The 18,665-nt window shown below is 57.1% G+C and carries 17 protein-coding genes; 9 read left to right on the forward strand and 8 right to left on the reverse strand.

What is annotated here, in order from left to right:
• A partial coding sequence (locus M0974_RS04540; RefSeq protein WP_297833346.1) for a HAMP domain-containing protein occupies window positions 1-710 on the reverse strand: 710 nt, incomplete at its 3' end.
• 175 nt (window positions 711-885) lie between these two features.
• On the reverse strand, window positions 886-1,626 hold the full coding sequence (ompR, locus tag M0974_RS04545; RefSeq protein ID WP_297833348.1) for a two-component system response regulator OmpR: 741 nt from the start codon (window positions 1,624-1,626) through the stop codon (window positions 886-888).
• A 250-nt stretch (window positions 1,627-1,876) separates the two neighbouring features.
• On the opposite strand from ompR, the gene M0974_RS04550 reads away from it, so the two are divergent.
• The 3 genes from M0974_RS04550 to gshA all read left to right on the forward strand — a co-directional run bounded on the left by M0974_RS04550 (window position 1,877) and on the right by gshA (window position 6,370).
• Entirely contained in the window at window positions 1,877-4,201 is a 2,325-nt protein-coding gene (locus M0974_RS04550; RefSeq protein ID WP_297833350.1) for a Tex family protein, read from the forward strand.
• On the forward strand, window positions 4,201-4,584 hold the full coding sequence (locus M0974_RS04555; RefSeq protein ID WP_297833352.1) for a PaaI family thioesterase: 384 nt from the start codon (window positions 4,201-4,203) through the stop codon (window positions 4,582-4,584). Before M0974_RS04550 ends, M0974_RS04555 begins: the two co-directional genes overlap by 1 nt.
• Window positions 4,585-4,783: 199 nt before the next feature.
• Entirely contained in the window at window positions 4,784-6,370 is a 1,587-nt protein-coding gene (gshA, locus tag M0974_RS04560; protein WP_297833354.1) for a glutamate--cysteine ligase, read from the forward strand.
• 115 nt (window positions 6,371-6,485) lie between these two features.
• On the opposite strand, the gene argA is transcribed toward gshA, so the two are convergent.
• Complete coding sequence (gene argA / locus M0974_RS04565; protein ID WP_297833356.1) at window positions 6,486-7,784, reverse strand: amino-acid N-acetyltransferase; 1,299 nt, start codon at window positions 7,782-7,784, stop codon at window positions 6,486-6,488.
• 129 nt (window positions 7,785-7,913) lie between these two features.
• Window positions 7,914-9,071, reverse strand: a complete 1,158-nt coding sequence (argE, locus tag M0974_RS04570; protein WP_297833358.1) for an acetylornithine deacetylase — start codon at window positions 9,069-9,071, stop codon at window positions 7,914-7,916.
• Between the two features lie 169 nt (window positions 9,072-9,240).
• On the opposite strand from argE, the gene M0974_RS04575 reads away from it, so the two are divergent.
• On the forward strand, window positions 9,241-10,608 hold the full coding sequence (locus tag M0974_RS04575) for a CYTH domain-containing protein (RefSeq protein WP_297833360.1): 1,368 nt from the start codon (window positions 9,241-9,243) through the stop codon (window positions 10,606-10,608).
• Between the two features lie 83 nt (window positions 10,609-10,691).
• On the opposite strand, the gene M0974_RS04580 is transcribed toward M0974_RS04575, so the two are convergent.
• Window positions 10,692-11,162, reverse strand: coding sequence for an Lrp/AsnC family transcriptional regulator (locus tag M0974_RS04580; protein ID WP_297833362.1), 471 nt, complete (start codon window positions 11,160-11,162; stop codon window positions 10,692-10,694).
• Window positions 11,163-11,291: 129 nt separating this feature from the next.
• On the opposite strand from M0974_RS04580, the gene M0974_RS04585 reads away from it, so the two are divergent.
• The 5 genes from M0974_RS04585 (at window position 11,292) to M0974_RS04605 (ending at window position 15,498) form a co-directional block, all read left to right on the forward strand.
• Window positions 11,292-11,639: a hypothetical protein gene (locus M0974_RS04585; protein ID WP_297833364.1), complete on the forward strand. Its 348-nt coding sequence runs from the start codon at window positions 11,292-11,294 to the stop codon at window positions 11,637-11,639.
• A 117-nt stretch (window positions 11,640-11,756) separates the two neighbouring features.
• Window positions 11,757-13,541 (forward strand): GspE/PulE family protein, encoded by a 1,785-nt coding sequence (locus M0974_RS04590; protein WP_297833367.1) that lies wholly within the window; start codon window positions 11,757-11,759, stop codon window positions 13,539-13,541.
• Between the two features lie 184 nt (window positions 13,542-13,725).
• Entirely contained in the window at window positions 13,726-14,646 is a 921-nt protein-coding gene (locus M0974_RS04595; RefSeq protein ID WP_297833370.1) for an SPFH domain-containing protein, read from the forward strand.
• 9 nt (window positions 14,647-14,655) lie between these two features.
• Window positions 14,656-15,105, forward strand: coding sequence for an NfeD family protein (locus M0974_RS04600; protein ID WP_297833372.1), 450 nt, complete (start codon window positions 14,656-14,658; stop codon window positions 15,103-15,105).
• 72 nt (window positions 15,106-15,177) lie between these two features.
• Entirely contained in the window at window positions 15,178-15,498 is a 321-nt protein-coding gene (locus M0974_RS04605) for a DUF2388 domain-containing protein (RefSeq protein WP_297833374.1), read from the forward strand.
• An 86-nt stretch (window positions 15,499-15,584) separates the two neighbouring features.
• Here the strand turns inward: M0974_RS04605 and gcvH are convergent, their stop codons facing one another.
• From gcvH to M0974_RS04620, 3 genes are all read right to left on the reverse strand, one after another.
• Entirely contained in the window at window positions 15,585-15,968 is a 384-nt protein-coding gene (gene gcvH / locus M0974_RS04610; RefSeq protein WP_297833376.1) for a glycine cleavage system protein GcvH, read from the reverse strand.
• 45 nt (window positions 15,969-16,013) lie between these two features.
• The gene (gene gcvT / locus M0974_RS04615) at window positions 16,014-17,096 is read right to left on the reverse strand and encodes a glycine cleavage system aminomethyltransferase GcvT (protein WP_297833378.1); all 1,083 of its coding nucleotides are present in this window, start codon (window positions 17,094-17,096) and stop codon (window positions 16,014-16,016) included.
• 155 nt (window positions 17,097-17,251) lie between these two features.
• Window positions 17,252-18,665 (reverse strand): iron ABC transporter permease (locus tag M0974_RS04620; protein WP_297833380.1); only part of this gene is annotated, 1,414 nt, incomplete at its 5' end.

Here is an 18,665-nt window from a genome sequence, read left to right on the forward strand (position 1 = left end):
AGCGGCGTTCGCAAATCGTGGGAGACCCCCGCCAGCATCAGCTCTCGCTCTTGGCCTGCTTGTTCAACGTCTTCGGCCATTTGGTTGAATGCGCGATAAACCTCGGTCATTTCACTGGGCGTATCACTGATAGGCAAACGCACACTACGCCCTTGCCCTAATTGACGGGCAGCGAAGACAAGACGTTTGAGTGGTTGATTCAGCTGCCGGACAAATATCCAGGCCGACGCGGTGGATAACAAACCAATGGCAAGAAACCAGCCCAGCACGCTCCAGATCTTCTGCCCGCGCAAGGGGTGCGGATAAAGCGGCACTTTCAGCCAACCATCGCCTAGGCTCGGCGCTCGCACCCAGAGTGCTGGCGGCGCATGCACACGCAAGCGCACTTCGGTGTCTGCACCCAACTCGGCCTGCATCTGGCGCTGATAAATCTCGCTGTACGGCCAATGCTGCTCACCTTCCGGCACACCGCCGCCTACTACCCTAATCAGCCCTGCGGCTGCGGCAATGGCCTCGCGATCCTGTTCATCGGCAGCCCAATACGCGCGCAGCGTCAACGCGACACCGTGGCTGTATTGCCGGTCGACGAGTACATCCTCGTTCATCAGCAGATAAACCAGGGTCAGCGCCTTGGAAAATAGTACGACGATCAGCACTAGCCAGAGGGTGCGAGCGAAAAAGCTTTGCGGGAACCAGAGCGGCGTTTTCATGACAGATAACTACACACTTTGCAGGTGCGAGCCAGGCTCGCAGAGTTGACGGAATACGAACGGCTTAGGCGGATAAACACCCACACCCAAAAACGCCGATAACCCACTAGTAGGGTTATCGACGGTATGGATGAGTATTCGGCGCTTTGAGCTGCTCACGCCTACAAAGCGCAGATCATTTAGTGCCAGCCCCATCTGGAACGAATACGTAACCCACGCCCCAGACAGTCTGGATATAGCGAGGCTTGGAAGGGTCCGGCTCGATCAGGCGACGCAAGCGTGAGATCTGCACGTCGATGGAGCGCTCCAATGCGTCCCACTCGCGACCACGGGCCAGGTTCATCAATTTGTCCCGGGTCAGTGGCTCACGAGCGTGCATGACCAATGCCTTGAGCACGGCGAACTCACCCGTGGTCAGCATGTGAACTTCATCGCCGCGCTTGAGTTCGCGGGTTGCCAGCGACAGTTCATAGTCCCCGAACGTCACAGACTCGTCTTCACTGCCCGGCGCGCCAGGTACAGGCGCGATCTGGCGACGCAGCACAGCTTTGACCCGGGCCATCAGCTCATCAGGGTTGAATGGCTTGGACAAGTAGTCGTCTGCACCTAATTCCAGACCACGGATACGGCTCAACTCATCGCCTTTGGCGGTGAGCATGATGATCGGTACCTGGTTGTTAGCGGCACGCAGGCGACGGCACGCTGAGAGTCCGTCTTCACCTGGCAGCATCAAGTCCAGAACCACAAGGTGAAAAACCTCACGGGCCAGCAGGCGATCCATTTGTTCGGCGTTCGCTACAGCGCGCGCGCGATAACCCTTGCTGGTGAAAAAACGCTCTAACAGGCTACTTAGTCCTGGGTCGTCGTCAACAATGAGGATTTTTTCCCCTTCAGCAGTTTGTGCAGTGCTGCTCATTCGATGCTCCTTTGGTCTCGGCGCGCATTATGGCGTAGCTGCCGACTTACGTACTGAGTGCATTGTTAGCAGATTTTTCCAGAGCCGCCAGCAACGGTTGGTCGCAGCCCCCGTTACAAGCTCCAAACAGGCTCCAATCCCCCTAATGATAGATCGCCGGGTATAATGCGCCGCCGCGAAGTCAGTCAACACTGACTGACGCCGTTTGTAAGCAGTCGTATTTTTTGTTCACAATTTGCCAGGTGGTTTTATGGACAGCATCAACAGCCGCATCGCCGAGGAACTCGGCGTCCGCCCACAGCAGGTCGCAGCGGCCGTCGCTCTGCTTGATGAAGGTTCAACTGTGCCCTTCATCTCTCGCTACCGTAAAGAAGTGACCGGCAGCCTCGATGACACTCAATTACGTCATTTGGAAGAACGCCTGCGTTACCTGCGCGAACTCGACGAACGGCGCATCAGCATCCTTGCCAGCATCGAAGAGCAAGGCAAGCTGACCCCGGAATTGGCCCGCGATATCAAACTCGCTGACACCAAGACCCGTCTTGAAGATTTGTATCTGCCCTACAAGCAAAAACGCCGCACCAAGGGTCAGATTGCCCTTGAAGCAGGTCTGGGCGAATTGGCCGACGGCCTGTTCAACGACCCAAGCCTGACGCCCGACAGCGAAGCAGCACGCTTCGTTGATGCCGAAAAAGGCGTAGCGGATGTAAAAGCTGCACTGGAAGGTGCCAAGTACATCCTGATGGAGCGCTTTGCCGAAGACGCCAACTTGCTCGACAAACTGCGCAGCTTCCTCAAGCACGAATCAGTTATCAGCGCCCGTGTAGTGGCAGGCAAGGAAGAGGAAGGCGCTAAGTTCCGCGACTACTTCGAGCACGACGAACCGCTGAAAAGCATGCCATCGCACCGTGCACTGGCTATTTTTCGTGGCCGAAACGAAGGCTTTCTCAGCTCTTCACTGAAAGTCGGCGAAGAGCTACCCGGTGCAATGCACCCTTGCGAAATGATGATCAGCGAACGTTTCGGCCTACAGAATCAGAATCGTCCTGCTGACAAGTGGCTGGCAGAAGTCGTGCGCTGGACCTGGAAGGTCAAGCTCTATACCCATCTGGAAACCGACTTGCTGGGCGAACTGCGCGAAGGCGCGGAAACCGAAGCCATCAACGTATTCGCGCACAACTTGCATGATTTGCTGTTGGCCGCGCCTGCAGGGCCTCGCGCCACGTTGGGCCTTGACCCTGGCTTGCGCACCGGCTGCAAAGTGGCGGTGGTTGACGCCACCGGTAAGTTGCTGGATTACGCCACGGTTTATCCGCACGTACCCAAGAATCAGTGGGATCAGACCATCGCGGTCTTGGCCGCTTTGTGCGCCAAACATGCGGTGGACCTGATCGCCATCGGCAATGGCACCGCCAGCCGTGAAACCGACAAACTGGCCGCTGAGCTGATCAAAAAATACCCAGGGCTGAAAATGACCAAGGTTATGGTCTCCGAAGCCGGTGCTTCGGTGTATTCAGCTTCCGAGCTGGCTGCGAAGGAATTCCCCGACTTGGACGTGACCATCCGTGGCGCGGTGTCGATTGCACGTCGCCTGCAGGATCCACTGGCCGAGCTGGTGAAAATCGATCCGAAATCCATCGGCGTCGGTCAATATCAGCATGACGTGTCGCAGCTGAAACTGGCGCGCGGCCTGGACGCAGTGGTTGAAGACTGTGTGAACGCCGTGGGTGTCGACGTGAACACCGCGTCCGTTGCATTGCTGGCGCGGATTTCGGGCCTCAACTTCACGCTGGCGCAGAATATTGTCAGCCACCGCGATGAAAACGGCGCATTCAAAACCCGTGCATCGCTGAAAAAGGTTAGCCGCCTCGGCGAAAAAACCTACGAGCAAGCGGCTGGATTCCTGCGCGTCATGAACGGTGATAACCCGCTGGACTCTTCAGCGGTTCACCCGGAAGCCTATCCGCTGGTGCAGCGTATTGCCGCCGAAACCGATCGCGACATCCGCTCGCTGATCGGCGACGCAAGTTTCCTCAAACGCCTGGACCCAAAAAAGTACACCGACGAAACCTTCGGTTTGCCTACCGTGACAGACATTTTGCAAGAACTGGAAAAGCCTGGCCGCGACCCACGCCCGGAATTCAAGACCGCCGAGTTCCAGGAAGGCGTCGAAGAACTCAAGGACTTGCAACCGGGCATGATCCTCGAAGGCGTAGTGACCAACGTGACCAACTTCGGTGCTTTCGTTGATATCGGCGTGCATCAGGACGGCTTGGTCCATATCTCCGCGCTTTCGGAGAAATTCATCAAGGACCCACGTGAAGCGGTCAAAGCCGGCGACGTGGTCAAGGTCAAGGTGATGGAAATTGATATTCCGCGCAAACGCGTCGGGCTGTCGATGCGCATGGGCGACACGCCGGGCGAAAAGATTGACGGTGCACGTGGCGCTCGTCCGGGCTCTGCTCCGCGCGCGCAGCAAAGCGCCCCTCGTAAAGAGGCGCCGCCAGCCGCGGCCCCGGTCAATCAAGCCATGGCTTCCTTGTTCGCCAACGCCAAACAGCTGAAGAAACGTTGATGGAAATTCCTGAAGGCCTTACTCAAAGCGCGTACTTCAATACCTTGGGTTGCCGGCTGGTTCGCCTAGACGATGGCGTCGCCCACGTTGCGCTGCCGCTGGAGCCGCACCTGCGCAACCGCGGCAACGTGATGCACGGCGGGGCCATCTTCAGCTTGGTCGATATCACCATGGGGTTGGCCTGTTCCAGCTCCCACGGCTTCGATCAGCAAAGCGTGACGATCGAGTGCAAGATCAATTATGTGCGCTCGGTTTCTGACGGTGAAGTGCTGTGTACTGCCAAGGTGCTGCATGCCGGGCGACGTACGTTGGTGGTTGAAGCGGAAGTGGTCCAGGGCGACAAACTGGTCGCTAAAGCGCAAGGCACGTTCGCTGTCATCTAGCTGTCGGACGTGGATATGAGTTAGTTTCGACACTGCGTGAACGGTGTCGAAACTTCCTGCTTGTGGTCCAGCCAAATCGTACAACGGGTATCGGCGTTCCAAACTAAAACCAGGCGACGACGCCAGTTCTTCTCTTCACCCTTGTAGACGGTCATATCCACCCCCATATTGGGGCGACTGACGCGTGAAGGAATCTAACTTGAGCGAACTTCTCAACCGCCGCCTGGCTTTGCTAAGCGAGCCCACTCACCTCTCCTTGCTGGAGCAGTGCCTGCACGGTATTGAGCGTGAGTGCCTGCGCGTAACCGACCAGGCACGCCTGGCGCAGACGCCGCACCCAGAAGCATTGGGCGCCGCGCTGACCAACGAGCAAATCACCACCGACTATTCAGAGTCACTGCTGGAGTTCATCACTCCGGCGCTGGCAGACCCCGCTGACACCCTCGCCAGCCTGGATAAGATCCATCGCTACGCGTACAGCAAGCTCGGCACCGAGTACCTATGGAGTCCTTCGATGCCGTGCCCGTTGCCGGCCGAAGAAGACATTCCGATTGCCTACTACGGCACGTCGAATATCGGCCAGCTCAAGTACGTTTATCGCAAGGGTCTCGCGCTACGTTACGGCAAGTCCATGCAATGCATTGCCGGGATTCACTACAACTTTTCGTTGCCTGAAAAACTCTGGCCAGTGCTTCGGCAGGCTGAGAACTTTGAGGGCACCGACCGCGACTTTCAATCCTCGTCGTATATCGCCTTGATCCGCAACTTCCGCCGCTATAGCTGGTTGCTTATGTACCTGTTTGGCGCTTCGCCGGCACTGGACGCAGGCTTCTTGCGCGGGCGCTCGCATCAGTTGGAGCAATGGGACGCAGAGACGTTGTTCCTGCCCTACGCCACTAGCTTGCGCATGAGTGATCTGGGCTACCAGAGCAACGCCCAGGCCGGCCTGACGCCTTGCTATAACGACCTAAGCAGCTACATCGACAGCTTGCGTGAGGCGGTGGCGACCCCGTATGCGCCGTATGTCGAGATCGGCACCCGCAAAGACGGCGAATGGATTCAGCTCAACACCAACATTCTGCAGATCGAAAACGAGTATTACTCGAATATCCGCCCGAAACGCGTGACCTATTCCGGTGAGCGCCCAATTCAGGCGCTGATGGCGCGCGGCGTGCAATACGTTGAAGTCCGCTGCCTGGACATCAACCCGTTCCTGCCGATGGGTATCGACTTGGAGCAAGCGCGTTTCATTGATGCCTTCGTGCTGTATTGCGCGCTGCAAGACAGCCCGCAGCTGGCAAACAACGAATGCACCAATGCGGAGTCGAACTTCATGACAGTGGTCAAGGAAGGTCGTCGTCCGGGTCTTGAATTACGCCGCAATGACAGCACCATGGAACTGAAAGCCTGGGCAACCGAGCTGCTGCAAAAAATCGCTCCGCTCGCGCAGTTACTTGATCAAAGCCATGGCGGCGAAGAACACTCTAAATCGATCGCGACCCAGCAAAGCAAGGTCAATGATTCATCGCTGACGCCTTCGGCACAAGTGCTGGCGAGCATGACCAAGCATTCGGAAGGCTTTACCGCATTCTCGTTCCGACAAAGCCAGGCGCATGCCGAATACTTCCGCAGCGAACCGTTGAGCGCTGAAGATCAGTCCCACTTCGAAGCCCTCGCGCGCACGTCGATCGCCGAGCAAGCAGAGCTTGAGCAAACCGAAGAGACGGTCGACTTCGATACGTTTGTGGGTTCGTACCAGGCGAGCATATTGGCGATCAGTAACTGATTAAAATGCGATCTGTAGGACCGAATTCATTCGGGAAGCAGGCGGCGCGGTTCGTCAGACGAATCGCGCTGCTCCATTCGCGAATGAATTCGCTCCCACAGTGAAATTGAAGTCTCTACAACGCCTTTTCGAAGATTTTCGAATTACGTTGATAGTTGTAAAGCGATGCCCTGGCGCTTGGCAGGCGCTCAACACTGCTGGGCTCAAACCCGCGCTCACGGAACCAGTGCGCGGTGCGGGTGGTGAGAACAAACAGGGTTTTCAAGCCAAGCTCCCGCGCGCGAACTTCAATGCGCTCCAACAACACATCGCCACGGGCACCGTGACGGTACTCCGGATTAACGGCCAGACAAGCCAGCTCGCCAGCGTCTGAATCTGCAATCCGATACAGCGCCGCGCAGGCAATAATCAGCCCTTCACGCTCAACCACGCTGAATTGCTCAATCTCGCGCTCTAGCACTTCCCGGGAGCGACGCACCAAAATCCCCTGCTCTTCCAACGGGCTGATCAAGTCCATCAAACCGCCGACGTCTTCAATGGCAGCCTCACGCACTTGCTCGAACTGTTCTTGCGCGACCAACGTGCCGCCACCGTCTCGGGTAAACAGCTCAGTCAGCAACGCACCGTTTTCGACGTAGCTGACGATATGACTGCGACCTACACCGCCGCGACAGGCCTCAGCCGCCGCATCCAGCAACTCCGCCTGATAATTGCTGCCCAGGCGCTGCATGTGTGCCGGGACTTGCTGTGGACGCAGTTCACGCACCAAACGGCCTTGCTCATCCAGCAATCCGCGTTCGGCACCAAACAGCAGCAGCTTATCCGCGCCCAAATCAATCGCTGCACGGGTCGCGACGTCTTCGCAGGCGATATTGAAAATTTCTCCCGTCGGCGAATAGCCCAACGGCGACAGCAGCACAATCGAGCGCTCATCCAGCAAACGGTTGATGCCCTTGCGGTCAACCCGACGCACTTCGCCGGTGTGGTGGTAATCCACGCCCTCAACCACACCAAACGGCCGGGCAGTGATCCAGTTACCACTGGTCACCCGCAGCCGGGAACCCTGCATGGGTGAGGCGGCCATGTCCATGGACAGACGGGCTTCAATCGTAATCCGCAGGTGCCCGACCGCGTCGATCACGCACTCCAGCGTCTCAGCATCGGTGATGCGTAAGTCACGGTGGAAACGTGGCGTCAGGCCGCGCTCCGCAAGACGGCTTTCGATTTGCGGACGAGACCCGTGGACCAGCACCAGTCGCACACCCAAACTGTGCAATAGCACCAGGTCGTGAACGATATTGCCAAAGTTAGGGTGTGCGACACCGTCGCCGGGGAGCATGACGACAAAGGTGCAATCGCGGTGGGCATTGATGTACGGCGAAGCGTGGCGGAGCCAATTAACGTATTCGTGCATAACGTGAAGAGCCTGTAAAAATTGGACGAAAGCGATACAACACACAACTTTGTGGTGGTTATCGTCGGAACAGGCATCGCAACACGCGCACTCTCCTTCTCATTAGAAGCCGTTTAAATTGGGCCGGACTCACCGGACGGTCGCCGGCGTCAGGCAATAGTATTCAACCAACTGCCGCAGTAAAAGCACTGTAGGCTCCAAGCGTGACATTTCGAGGTGTTCGCCCGGTTGATGAGCGCAAGCGATGTCACCCGGACCCAGTACCAGCGTCTCACAGCCAAGGCGCTGAAGATAAGCCGCTTCGGTGCCAAACGCCACTGCTTGCGCCTGATGCCCGGTCAAACGCTCGGCAACGCGAACCAGTTCCGCATCGGCGTCTTGCTCGAACGGTGGCGCCTCGGGAAACAGGGGCGCGTAATCGATTTTCACCTGATGCAGCTCAGCCAGCGGTTGCAGCTTCTGCATGATCGCCGCGCGCAACATATGCGGGTCCATGCCAGGCAACGGCCGTAAATCGAACTCCAGTGAACATTGGCCGCAAATCCGATTGGGGTTGTCGCCGCCATGAATGCAGCCAAAGTTCATGGTCGGGTGCGGCACGCTAAACTGCGGATTACGGTATTCGAGCTGCCATTGCTGGCGCAGGCCTTTCAATTCGGTAATCACATCGTGCATGGCTTCCAGCGCGCTGTGACCCAGGCTTGGGTCTGAGGAATGGCCGCTGCGCCCGAGAATATGGATGCGCTCCATCATCACGCCTTTGTGCAAGCGAATCGGCTTCAGGCCGGTCGGCTCACCAATGATTGCCGCGCGACCCAATGGACGGCCAGCCTCGGCCAATGCCCGCGCACCCGCCATGGAGCTTTCTTCGTCGCACGTAGCGAGGATCAGCAGCGGTTGCTTGAACGGCTTATCCAACATCGGCTTGATCGCTTCAATGACCAGCGCGAAAAAACCTTTCATGTCACAACTGCCCAACCCTACCCAACGGCCGTCGACTTCGGTCAGCTTCAGCGGATCGGTTTTCCACAGAGACTCATCAAAGGGCACCGTGTCGCTGTGCCCGGCCAGCACCAAGCCACCCGGGCCACTGCCGAAACTGGCGAGCAGATTAAACTTGCCGGGTGTTACCTGCTGGATATCGCAAGCAAAACCCAAGTCGCCCAGCCAGGTTGCCAACAGGTCGATCACCGCTCGGTTCGACTGGTCCAGCGCGGGCTGGGTGCAACTCACCGAAGGCGCGGCGATCAAGGCGGCAAATTGTTCTTTCATGGTCGGCAAGGGCATACACAATCTCCTTAAAACGGTGCGACATACTGTCCATCATAGGGCTATCGCGCCCCAGGAATAAACCGTGACTACACATGTCCTGTACACTGCTCGGCCTTGGCAGCCACGTAATTGAAGGCTGCGCCTCTTTTTATTCGCGACTAGCTATTAGCTTGGATTCCCGGCCATGCAGAAAGAAACTGAAATCAAACTCCGCGTCAGCCGCGAAACCCTCGCTGCATTGCGCGAACACCCGTTACTGAAAAAACGTAACAAGAGCGGTTGGGAACGGCTTGAGCTGTTCAATCAGTATTTCGATACCCCAGAGCGTGATCTGGCGACGGCTAAAGTGGCCCTGCGCATTCGCAAAGACGGCGACGCGATCATCCAGACGATGAAGACTCGCGGTCAGAGCATTGCCGGTCTGTCGGAACGCAACGAGTACAACTGGGACATCCCCAAAGCCAAGCTCGACCTGAAGAAGCTCGACGGCGAATGCTGGCCTGAGCAGTTGGCCGAGCTGGACAAAAAAACCATTAAACCGCTGTTCACTACCGATTTCATCCGTGAACGTGCGGAAATCGCGTGGGGCCGCGGCAAAGCTAAGGTCGTGATCGAAGCGGCTTTGGACTTCGGCAAAGTGGTTGCCGGCAAGCAGCAAGAAGAAATCTGCGAGCTGGAACTTGAACTGCGTGAAGGCGAACCCGCAGCGCTGTTGGAGTTGGCGGCTGAGCTGGCCGCTACGCTGGCCTTGATGCCGTGCGATATCAGCAAAGCCGAGCGTGGCTATCGTTTGCTCGATGCCGACAGCTACTCGCTTAGCCTGCCCGTGCCGGCACTGAATCCAGAAATGCCGCTGGATGACGCGTATTCCGCACTGGCCTGGCATTTGTTGGGCAGCAGCCAGCGCTTGGCCGAGCAATACCGCTTCAATGGTCACTGGCGATTGCTGCAGGATTGGGTTGCGTTACTGTCCGAATTACGGGCACTGACCGGCAGCCTGGGTCAAGCCGCACCGCGGACCTCGACGCATGAGATGCGCGAATCGCTGGATGCCTTGCTCGAAGACTGGCGCCCGTTGGTCCAAGCCGGCCAGGAAGACCCTGATGTGCGCAATGCCGCACATGAACAGTTCATTGAAGAACTGCTAGATCCGCGCTGGGGTTTGTTTTCACTGAACACCTCGCGCTGGCTGATGGCTCGCACCTGGACCGCTGACCGCAATACCCGTGGCAATCGCCAAGGTGCTGCGCAGCTGGCTAACTGGGTGCCACGTCTTTTGGCCGAAGAAGCGACTTCATTGCAATTGGGCCGCTATCAACAGCAACCGGAAGACTTGGCAGAACAGTTACCGCGCATTGAACGCATTCAAGCCTGGCTGCACTTGGCTCGTGGTGCGCTGGACTTGCCTGAGCTAGACCGTCTTTATGGCGAGCTGAACAAGCTTGAGCAACTGGCTCAACTGCCGATCAGCGACGAAGTGCTGGATGCTCGCGTGCAGCAGACCGTGGTGGTGTTCCAGAGCCGTGCCTGGAAGACGTTGTTGCGTTTGTAAGATTGCCTTCGCGAATAAATTCGCTCCCACAGGGATCTTGGTATTTTCTGTGGGATCGAATTCATTCCCGAATGATTTTGGCCTCAACCCAAAATTGGCAAACTGGTGGTGGACTTGATTTCTGACAGGGCCACCGTCGAGTTGACCTCTTGTATCCCTGGCACCAGCGACAGCTTCTCGAAGAAGAAGCGCTCGTAAGCCTCGATGTCTGACGTAACGATGCGCAGCAAAAAATCCACCGAACCCATCAACACATAGCACTCCAGCACTTCCGGAAAACCTCGAATCGCTTCGGTGAACTCCGTGAAGTTTGATCGGCCGTGGGCATTAAGCTTTATCTCGGCAAAAATCTGCGTGTTCAAGCCGATCTTTTTGCGATCCAGCAACGTCACTTGGCGCCGAATGACGCCTTCATCCTTGAGTCGTTGAATCCGCCGCCAGCACGGCGATTGCGAAAGGCCGACTTGCTCCGCGATCTGCGCACTGGACAGCGAGGCGTCTTCCTGCAAAAGGGCCAGAATCTTCCGATCATAAAGGTCCAGCTCGCTTTGCATAATTAATTCTCTAAATCTGGTTATTGCGCATTGATAAGTCGATTAAAGGCTAATCCAATCGATCATTGAAAAGAAATTTCTTTTCTGACGTGCAAGAATTCCCCCTAGTCGAAACAGGAGGAGCCCAGTATGTCCAACGTTGAAACCACTACGTTTACCGCGCCACGTCCTGACGTATGGGCGATCAATAACGCCCACGTTCGCGCGCACTACCAAATCCTCGCCGAAGCAGAGCCTGATCTGCTGTGCCGGGTACTCAATTTGTTCGCGATGCAGTACCTGATTCCGCAACAAGTGAGCGTGCTGCAACAGGATGAAATGCTCATGCTGGACATTCAGCTGGACGGTTTAACTTGGCATAGGGCGCAGGTGATCGGCGAGAAAATGCGCAATTTGATCAATGTTTGCTCAGTGGTACTGGAACCCTTCGAGGCAAAATCCGTCCTATCAGAGCATCTAGCTCTGGCCACAGGTTGAGTCCGAGGCAAACTTTCGACATCTTTGCACTCGGTTCAGGTATCGCATGCGGCGCGCCGCGGACTACTCTTGTCTAGCCGTTAATCGGTCAGAGCAGAACTGTCCCAAGGAGCCCGAATGTCTGTCCTCGCCTCAGTTGCCCAAGACCGCCCGCTGGATCTCAACGATCTGCTGCGCGACTTGGTCGCTCAAGGTTTTATCGATCAAAGTTCTGCAGAGGACGCCGTGAAACTGCGCCGCACTGCGGTCAATTTCCAACTGCATCCTCTGGACTTCCTCGCGGCCCAGCAATTCGACGATCTGCTGCGGCCGGGCAAGAAGCTTGACCTGGAAACCCTCACCGCCTGGCTTGCACTGCAATCCGGGCAACCTTACATGCGTATTGACCCGCTGAAGATCAATGTGGCGGCGGTCACGCCGTTGATGTCGTATGCCTTCGCCCAGCGGCACAAGATTCTTGCCGTGGCCGTGGATCGCGAATCGGTGACCATCGCCAGTGCCCAGCCTTACGTCAGAGCATGGGAAGCCGACCTTGCTCACGTTCTGAAGCTACCCATAAAGCGCGTGATCGCCAACCCGGTGGACATCCAACGGCTGACCGTGGAGTTTTTCCGCCTGGCCAAATCGGTCAGCGGCGCCAATGCCACGGACCAGCGATTGAGCAACCTGGGCAACTTCGAGCAATTGCTAAAGCTCGGTGCCAGCGACCAAGAGCCAGACGCCAACGACGCGCACATCGTCAATATTGTCGATTGGTTGTTTCAATATGCGTTCCAGCAGCGCGCCAGTGACATCCACATCGAACCACGTCGCGAACAAGGCACCGTAAGGTTCCGCATCGACGGCGTGTTGCACAACGTCTATCAATTCCCCGCACAGGTCACCATGGCCATTGTCAGCCGCCTGAAAAGTCTGGGCCGGATGAACGTTGCCGAAAAACGCAAACCGCAGGACGGTCGGGTCAAAACCACCACGCCAGACGGTGGCGAAGTCGAACTGCGGCTATCAACCCTTCCCACCGCCTTCGGCGAAAAGATGGTGATGCGGATTTTCGACCCCGAAGTGCTGCTGAAAAATTTCGACCAATTGGGCTTTTCCAGCGACGACCTACGACGCTGGCAGGACATGACGCAGCAGCCTAACGGGATCATATTGGTCACCGGGCCCACTGGTTCGGGCAAGACGACGACGCTGTACACCACCTTGAAAAAGCTGGCGACCTCTGAGGTTAACCTCTGCACCATCGAAGACCCGATTGAGATGGTCGAACCGGCGTTCAATCAGATGCAGGTCCAATACAACATCGACCTGACCTTCGCCAGCGGTGTTCGCGCACTGATGCGGCAAGACCCCGACATCATCATGATCGGCGAAATTCGCGATCTGGAGACTGCTGAAATGGCAATCCAAGCAGCGCTTACCGGCCACTTGGTGCTATCGACGCTGCACACCAATGATGCGCCGAGCGCGATCAGCCGGCTGCTGGAGCTTGGGGTGCCACATTACTTACTGAAGGCGACCATCCTCGGCGTCATGGCGCAACGGTTGGTTCGAACGCTGTGCCCGCATTGCAAGGCGCCGATAGCGTTGGACGAAGGTGATTGGCAGACCCTGACCCGGCCATGGCAAGCCCCCGTCCCCACCGGCGCCCACCAAGCGGTAGGTTGCGCAGAATGCCGCGACACCGGTTATCGCGGACGCGCCGGGGTGTACGAAATCATGTTGATGTCGGACAACGTCAAAGCGCTGATCACCTCCGACCTCGACCTTACCGCCATGCGCCGCCAAGCGTTCAAGGAAGGCATGCGCAGCCTGCGTTTGTCTGGTGCCCAAAAGGTATCTGCAGGACTGACCACGCTGGAAGAGGTGTTGCGGGTGACACCGCAGAGCGAGCAAAGATAAACGGGGAACAGCCTTGCTCGCGATGGTAGCAGCCCGGGTTTCAGCTAAACCGCGTCGCCTGCTTCGCGAATGAATTGGCTCCTACAGTTCTGCCACATCTTGTGGCAGAACTATGCTGAGTTAAATCGCCGGGGTGTGCGTATTTCTGCCTAAATGCCTCTCAACCATCAAACAGGGAACCGTTATGCAAATCGGTAGTGTGCTTTTACTCTTCGTCGCGTTGGCGATTGCCATCGTCTTCATGGGCTTCAAGGTTGTGCCACAGGGGTATCAATGGACGGTGGAGCGCTTCGGGCGTTACACCAACACATTGAAACCAGGCCTGAACATTATCGTGCCGGTGATGGACCGCATCGGACGCAAGATCAACGTGATGGAAAGCGTGTTGGATATCCCGCCACAGGAGGTCATCACAGCGGATAACGCCACGGTGCAGATCGATGCGGTGTGCTTCTTTCAGGTGGTCAATACCGCGCAGGCTGCATATGAGGTGAACAACCTCGAGCATGCCATTCGTAATCTGCTGCAAACCAACATCCGTACCGTGCTGGGTTCCATGGAACTCGACGCGATGCTCAGCCAGCGCGACGGCATCAATGAAAAACTGCTGCGCACGGTTGATGAGGCCACCGCACCCTGGGGCATCAAGATCACCCGTATCGAGATCAAAGACATCAGCCCACCAGCGGACCTGATGGCGGCGATGTCTGGCCAGATGAAAGCCGAACGGATCAAACGCGCACAGATTCTTGAAGCCGAAGGCCTGCGCGCATCGGCAATCCTGACCGCTGAAGGCAAGAAGCAGGCGCAGATCCTCGAGGCTGAAGGCGGCCGTCAAGCCGCCTTCCTGGAGTCCGAAGCCCGTGAACGTCAGGCCGAAGCAGAGGCACGCGCCACCCAAGTGGTCTCCGAAGCCATCGCGTCTGGCAACGTACAAGCGATCAACTATTTTGTCGCACAGAAATACATCGATGCATTGGGCAAGCTGGCGTCAGCCAACAACAGCAAAGTGATCCTGATGCCACTTGAGGCCAGCCAAGTGATCGGCGCAGTGGGCGGTATTGGCGAAATCGTCAAAGCCACCTTTGACAGCAAAAAAGCCTAAGGCGCGACCATGTGGGACTACCTGCAACACCTGTCATTCTGGGATTGGTTGGGGCTGGGCACGGTATTGCTGATATTGGAGGTCTTTGGCGCTGGCGGCTATTTGCTGTGGATAGGCGTCGCAGCGGCAGGCGTCGGGGTTCTCAGCTTTTTGATTCCGGCGATGCAGTGGGAGATTCAGTTTGTGCTGTTCGCGGTGCTCTCGGTGCTGACAGCCGTTTACTGGTGGCAACGCCAACGTAGCGCGGTCAGGGTATCGGATCAGCCAGGACTGAATATGCGAGGCCAAGAGTTGATCGGGCGGACCTTTGTCGTGCAAAGCGCGATCATTGGCGGGCGCGGCAAAATCAAAGTCAATGACGGCGTATGGATGGTGATCGGCCCTGACTTGCCGGTAGGCAGCCAAGTGCGGGTAGTCAGCCAGGATGGCGCTGTTCTGAAGGTTGAAGCGGTGTCTTGAGTCCGCTACGGAACTCCAACGCGGCTTTGGCTATCCAACACTTCAGAACAACCACAGTTGGAGTTACCCATCATGCGCCTCAAGTTTGCTATTGCCACGCTAGCTCTGCTTTCTCTCCCAGTCGGGTCTGCGATGGCCGATGATTTTTTGCGCAACGTACTCTCGTCAGGTGCAACCACTGGCTCGACCTACCTCACGTTCAGACACGACCGTAAATTGATCGTAGCGGCACAAGATGACGCAGACAGCTTCGTTGCCAGCGATGGTGCGATTCATGGCCCTTTTCTGGAAGCCGCCATGCAACAAGTGCGTGCGGACAATCCAGGTTTGAAAGCGTCTGACATGGAATTGGCCAACGCGATTCTGGATAAAAATCTGGTGGCGGAGAAATGAAGCAAGAGCTGCAAGCTTTTAGCTGCAAACTTCAAATCAAAAAAAGCCTCGAATAGTCGAGGCTTTTTTTATGCGGCTGGAACTAATTATTCACCGATTGCACTTTTATAAGCGGCGGAGTCCAGCAGCTTGTCCAGCTCAGCCTTGTCGCTTGGCTTGAGCTTGAAAATCCAAGATGTGTAGGGAGCGGAGTTCAGAAGCTCGGGCTCGCCGCCCAGACTTTCATTAACTTCAAACACTTCGCCGGATATTGGCGAGTAAATGTCCGAAGCAGCTTTAACCGACTCAACCACGCCAGCGCCCTCGCCAGCGGTAAAGACTTTGCCGATTTCCGGCAGCTCAACGAATACAACGTCACCCAACGCTTCCTGAGCATGGTCGGAAATACCAACGGTCACCGTTCCGTCAGCTTCAAGGCGAGCCCATTCGTGACTTTCGGCGAAACGCAGATCAGCGGGGATATTGCTCATTTAGTCATCCTCTACATCAGGTCAGCGGAAAACCCGCCTGAGAAGTTAAATCAAGGCTTTGCCATGACGTACGAAATTAGGTTGTACCACGCGAACCGGATACCACTTGCCACGGATTTCAACTTCAGCCCGGTCAGCGGTTGCCATCGGCACGCGTGCCAAGGCAATCGATTTGCTTAGCGTAGGCGAGAAACTACCACTGGTGATCTCCCCTTCGCCAATATTTGTGATCCGCACGACCTGATGCGCGCGTAAAACGCCGCGCTCCTCCAATACCAGCCCGACCAGCTTGGATTTCACCCCTGCAGCCCGCTCATTTTCCAGTGCACTGCGGCCGATGAAGTCGCGGTCGGCTGGCTCCCAAGCGATGGTCCACGCCATGTTAGCCGCCAAGGGCGACACGTGCTCATCGATGTCCTGACCGTACAGATTCATACCGGCTTCAAGACGCAAGGTGTCGCGGGCACCCAAGCCGATGGGTGAAATACCTGCGCCCACCAGATCGTTGAAAAACCCACAGGCCTGATCGACCGGAAGAATGATTTCGAGACCGTCCTCGCCGGTGTAGCCGGTGCGGGCAATGAACCAGTCACCTTCGCTGCGGCCTTCAAAAGGCCTCAGTTGCTGAATCAGCGCGCCACGTTCACCGGTCACTAACTCCGCGATCTTATGGCGCGCATGCGGGCCCTGAATGGCCAGCATCGCCAAATCATCGCGTTCGTTCAGTTGCACGTCTAAGTCAGCAAGGTGCTTATGCATCCACGCAAGGTCCTTGGCGCCGGTCGCGGCATTGACGACCAAGCGATAACCGTTTTCGGTGAGGTAGACGATCATGTCGTCAATCACCCCCCCGTCGCGGTTGAGCATTGCGCTGTAGAGCGCACGACCCACCTGGGTCAGACGGCCGACGTCATTGGCGAGCAGTTGTTGAAGCCAAGCCTTGGCCTGACTCCCGACGATATCGATTACGGTCATGTGAGAGACGTCAAACACCCCACAGTCGCGGCGCACTTGATGGTGCTCCTCGACTTGTGAACCGTAATGCAAAGGCATATCCCAACCACCAAAATCGACCATTTTTGCGCCGAGCGCAAGGTGCAGGTCAAAGAGCGGTGTGCGCTGTCCCATGGGTTTCTCCTTCCGGGCGTGGCGAAGATGCGGAGAGTCGTGACACTGAAGAAAAGGCCCGTGAACATGGGCTTTCGGCAGACTCAACGACCGGAAATGTCTGACAGACCGCACCGATTGCGGCGCATTGTAGCCGCATGGGAGTAGACCCGCACCTAGCTGATCTGACGAGCTGAACGTCGGATCAAACCGATAACCGGTAGCAGGCCCACTATCACCAGTGTTAATGCGGGCAAAGCTGCTCTCGCCCACTCGCCTTCGCTGGTCATTTCAAAAATTCTGACAGCCAGAGTGTCCCATCCAAACGGACGCATCAGTAACGTTACAGGCATCTCTTTGAGCACATCGACAAACACCAGCAACGCTGCGCTCATCGCACCTGGCAGCAATAACGGTAGGTAAACCCTGAAGAACAGCTGCGGGCCGCTGACGCCTAAACTCCGACCCGCTTCAGGCAGGGACGGCCGGATACGCGCCAGGCTACTTTCCAGTGGTCCGTAGGCCACCGCGATGAAGCGCACCAGATACGCCAACAACAGCGCGGCCAAGCTGCCTAGCAGCAACGGCTTGCCAGCGCCACCGAACCACGTCGACAACGGGATGACCCACACGCGATCCAGATAGCTGAAGGCCAACATGATCGACACGGCCAACACCGATCCAGGCAGCGCATAGCCGACAGTGGCCACGCTCACTGCCGAGCGGATGGCGGGCGTCGGCGACAGGCGTCGCGCGAAGGCAAGAATGAGTGCAACGCCGACAATAATCAGTGCCGCCATAAGGCCCAGATAGAGGGTGTGCAGGATCAGCCCGACGTAACGTTCGTCCAGATCAAAGCGGCCACGCTGCCAGCACCACACAATTAATTGCAGCAGCGGAATCGCGAACGCACAGGTGAATACCAAACCACACCAGCCACAGGCTACCAGCGCTTTCCAACCGCTCAGGTGATACAGCGCTTTGCCCCTGGGACGTTCGTTGCCCGGACGATTGGCACCGCGAGCACGGCGCTCGCCGTACAGGATCAGCATGACCGCCAGCAGCAACAAACTCGCCAGCTGGGCAGCGCTGGACAGGCTAAAGAAGCCGTACCAGGTTTTGTAGATAGCAGTGGTGAAGGTGTCGAAGTTGAACACGGCTACCGCGCCAAAGTCGGCCAGCGTTTCCATCAAGGCCAGCGCCACACCTGCGCCAATTGCGGGCCGAGCCATCGGCAGTGCTACGCGCCAAAAGGCTTGCCATGGTGATAGACCCAGAATGCGCGCCGCTTCCATCAAGCCTTTACCTTGGGCGAGGAACGCCGTACGCGCCAGCAGGTACACGTACGGATAAAACACCAATACCAGCACGATGATCACACCGCCCGTGGAGCGCACTCGCGGCAGGCGCAAACTGCTGCCAAACCACTCACGCAGAAGTGTTTGTACTGGACCGGCAAAATCCAGCAACCCGACGAAGACAAAAGCCAATACGTACGCCGGGATCGCGAACGGCAGCATCAACGCCCAGTCGAGCCAGCGGCGTCCGGGGAACTCACAAAGACTGGTCAGCCAGGCAAGGCTGACCCCC

Origin of the sequence: Pseudomonas sp., assembly GCF_026224925.1 — a bacterium.
In the GTDB taxonomy this organism is placed as follows: Bacteria; Pseudomonadota; Gammaproteobacteria; order Pseudomonadales; family Pseudomonadaceae; genus Aquipseudomonas.

Excerpts from the sequence above, each read along its gene's own strand:
- ompR (WP_297833348.1), bottom strand. The coding sequence starts at position 1,626 with ATGAGCAGCACTGCACAAACTGCTGAAGGGGAAAAAATCCTCATTGTT.
- M0974_RS04550 (WP_297833350.1), top strand. The coding sequence starts at position 1,877 with ATGGACAGCATCAACAGCCGCATCGCCGAGGAACTCGGCGTCCGCCCA.
- M0974_RS04555 (WP_297833352.1), top strand. The coding sequence starts at position 4,201 with ATGGAAATTCCTGAAGGCCTTACTCAAAGCGCGTACTTCAATACCTTG.
- argA (WP_297833356.1), bottom strand. The coding sequence starts at position 7,784 with ATGCACGAATACGTTAATTGGCTCCGCCACGCTTCGCCGTACATCAAT.
- argE (WP_297833358.1), bottom strand. The coding sequence starts at position 9,071 with ATGCCCTTGCCGACCATGAAAGAACAATTTGCCGCCTTGATCGCCGCG.
- M0974_RS04575 (WP_297833360.1), top strand. The coding sequence starts at position 9,241 with ATGCAGAAAGAAACTGAAATCAAACTCCGCGTCAGCCGCGAAACCCTC.
- M0974_RS04580 (WP_297833362.1), bottom strand. The coding sequence starts at position 11,162 with ATGCAAAGCGAGCTGGACCTTTATGATCGGAAGATTCTGGCCCTTTTG.
- M0974_RS04585 (WP_297833364.1), top strand. The coding sequence starts at position 11,292 with ATGTCCAACGTTGAAACCACTACGTTTACCGCGCCACGTCCTGACGTA.
- M0974_RS04590 (WP_297833367.1), top strand. The coding sequence starts at position 11,757 with ATGTCTGTCCTCGCCTCAGTTGCCCAAGACCGCCCGCTGGATCTCAAC.
- M0974_RS04595 (WP_297833370.1), top strand. The coding sequence starts at position 13,726 with ATGCAAATCGGTAGTGTGCTTTTACTCTTCGTCGCGTTGGCGATTGCC.
- M0974_RS04600 (WP_297833372.1), top strand. The coding sequence starts at position 14,656 with ATGTGGGACTACCTGCAACACCTGTCATTCTGGGATTGGTTGGGGCTG.
- M0974_RS04605 (WP_297833374.1), top strand. The coding sequence starts at position 15,178 with ATGCGCCTCAAGTTTGCTATTGCCACGCTAGCTCTGCTTTCTCTCCCA.
- gcvH (WP_297833376.1), bottom strand. The coding sequence starts at position 15,968 with ATGAGCAATATCCCCGCTGATCTGCGTTTCGCCGAAAGTCACGAATGG.
- gcvT (WP_297833378.1), bottom strand. The coding sequence starts at position 17,096 with ATGGGACAGCGCACACCGCTCTTTGACCTGCACCTTGCGCTCGGCGCA.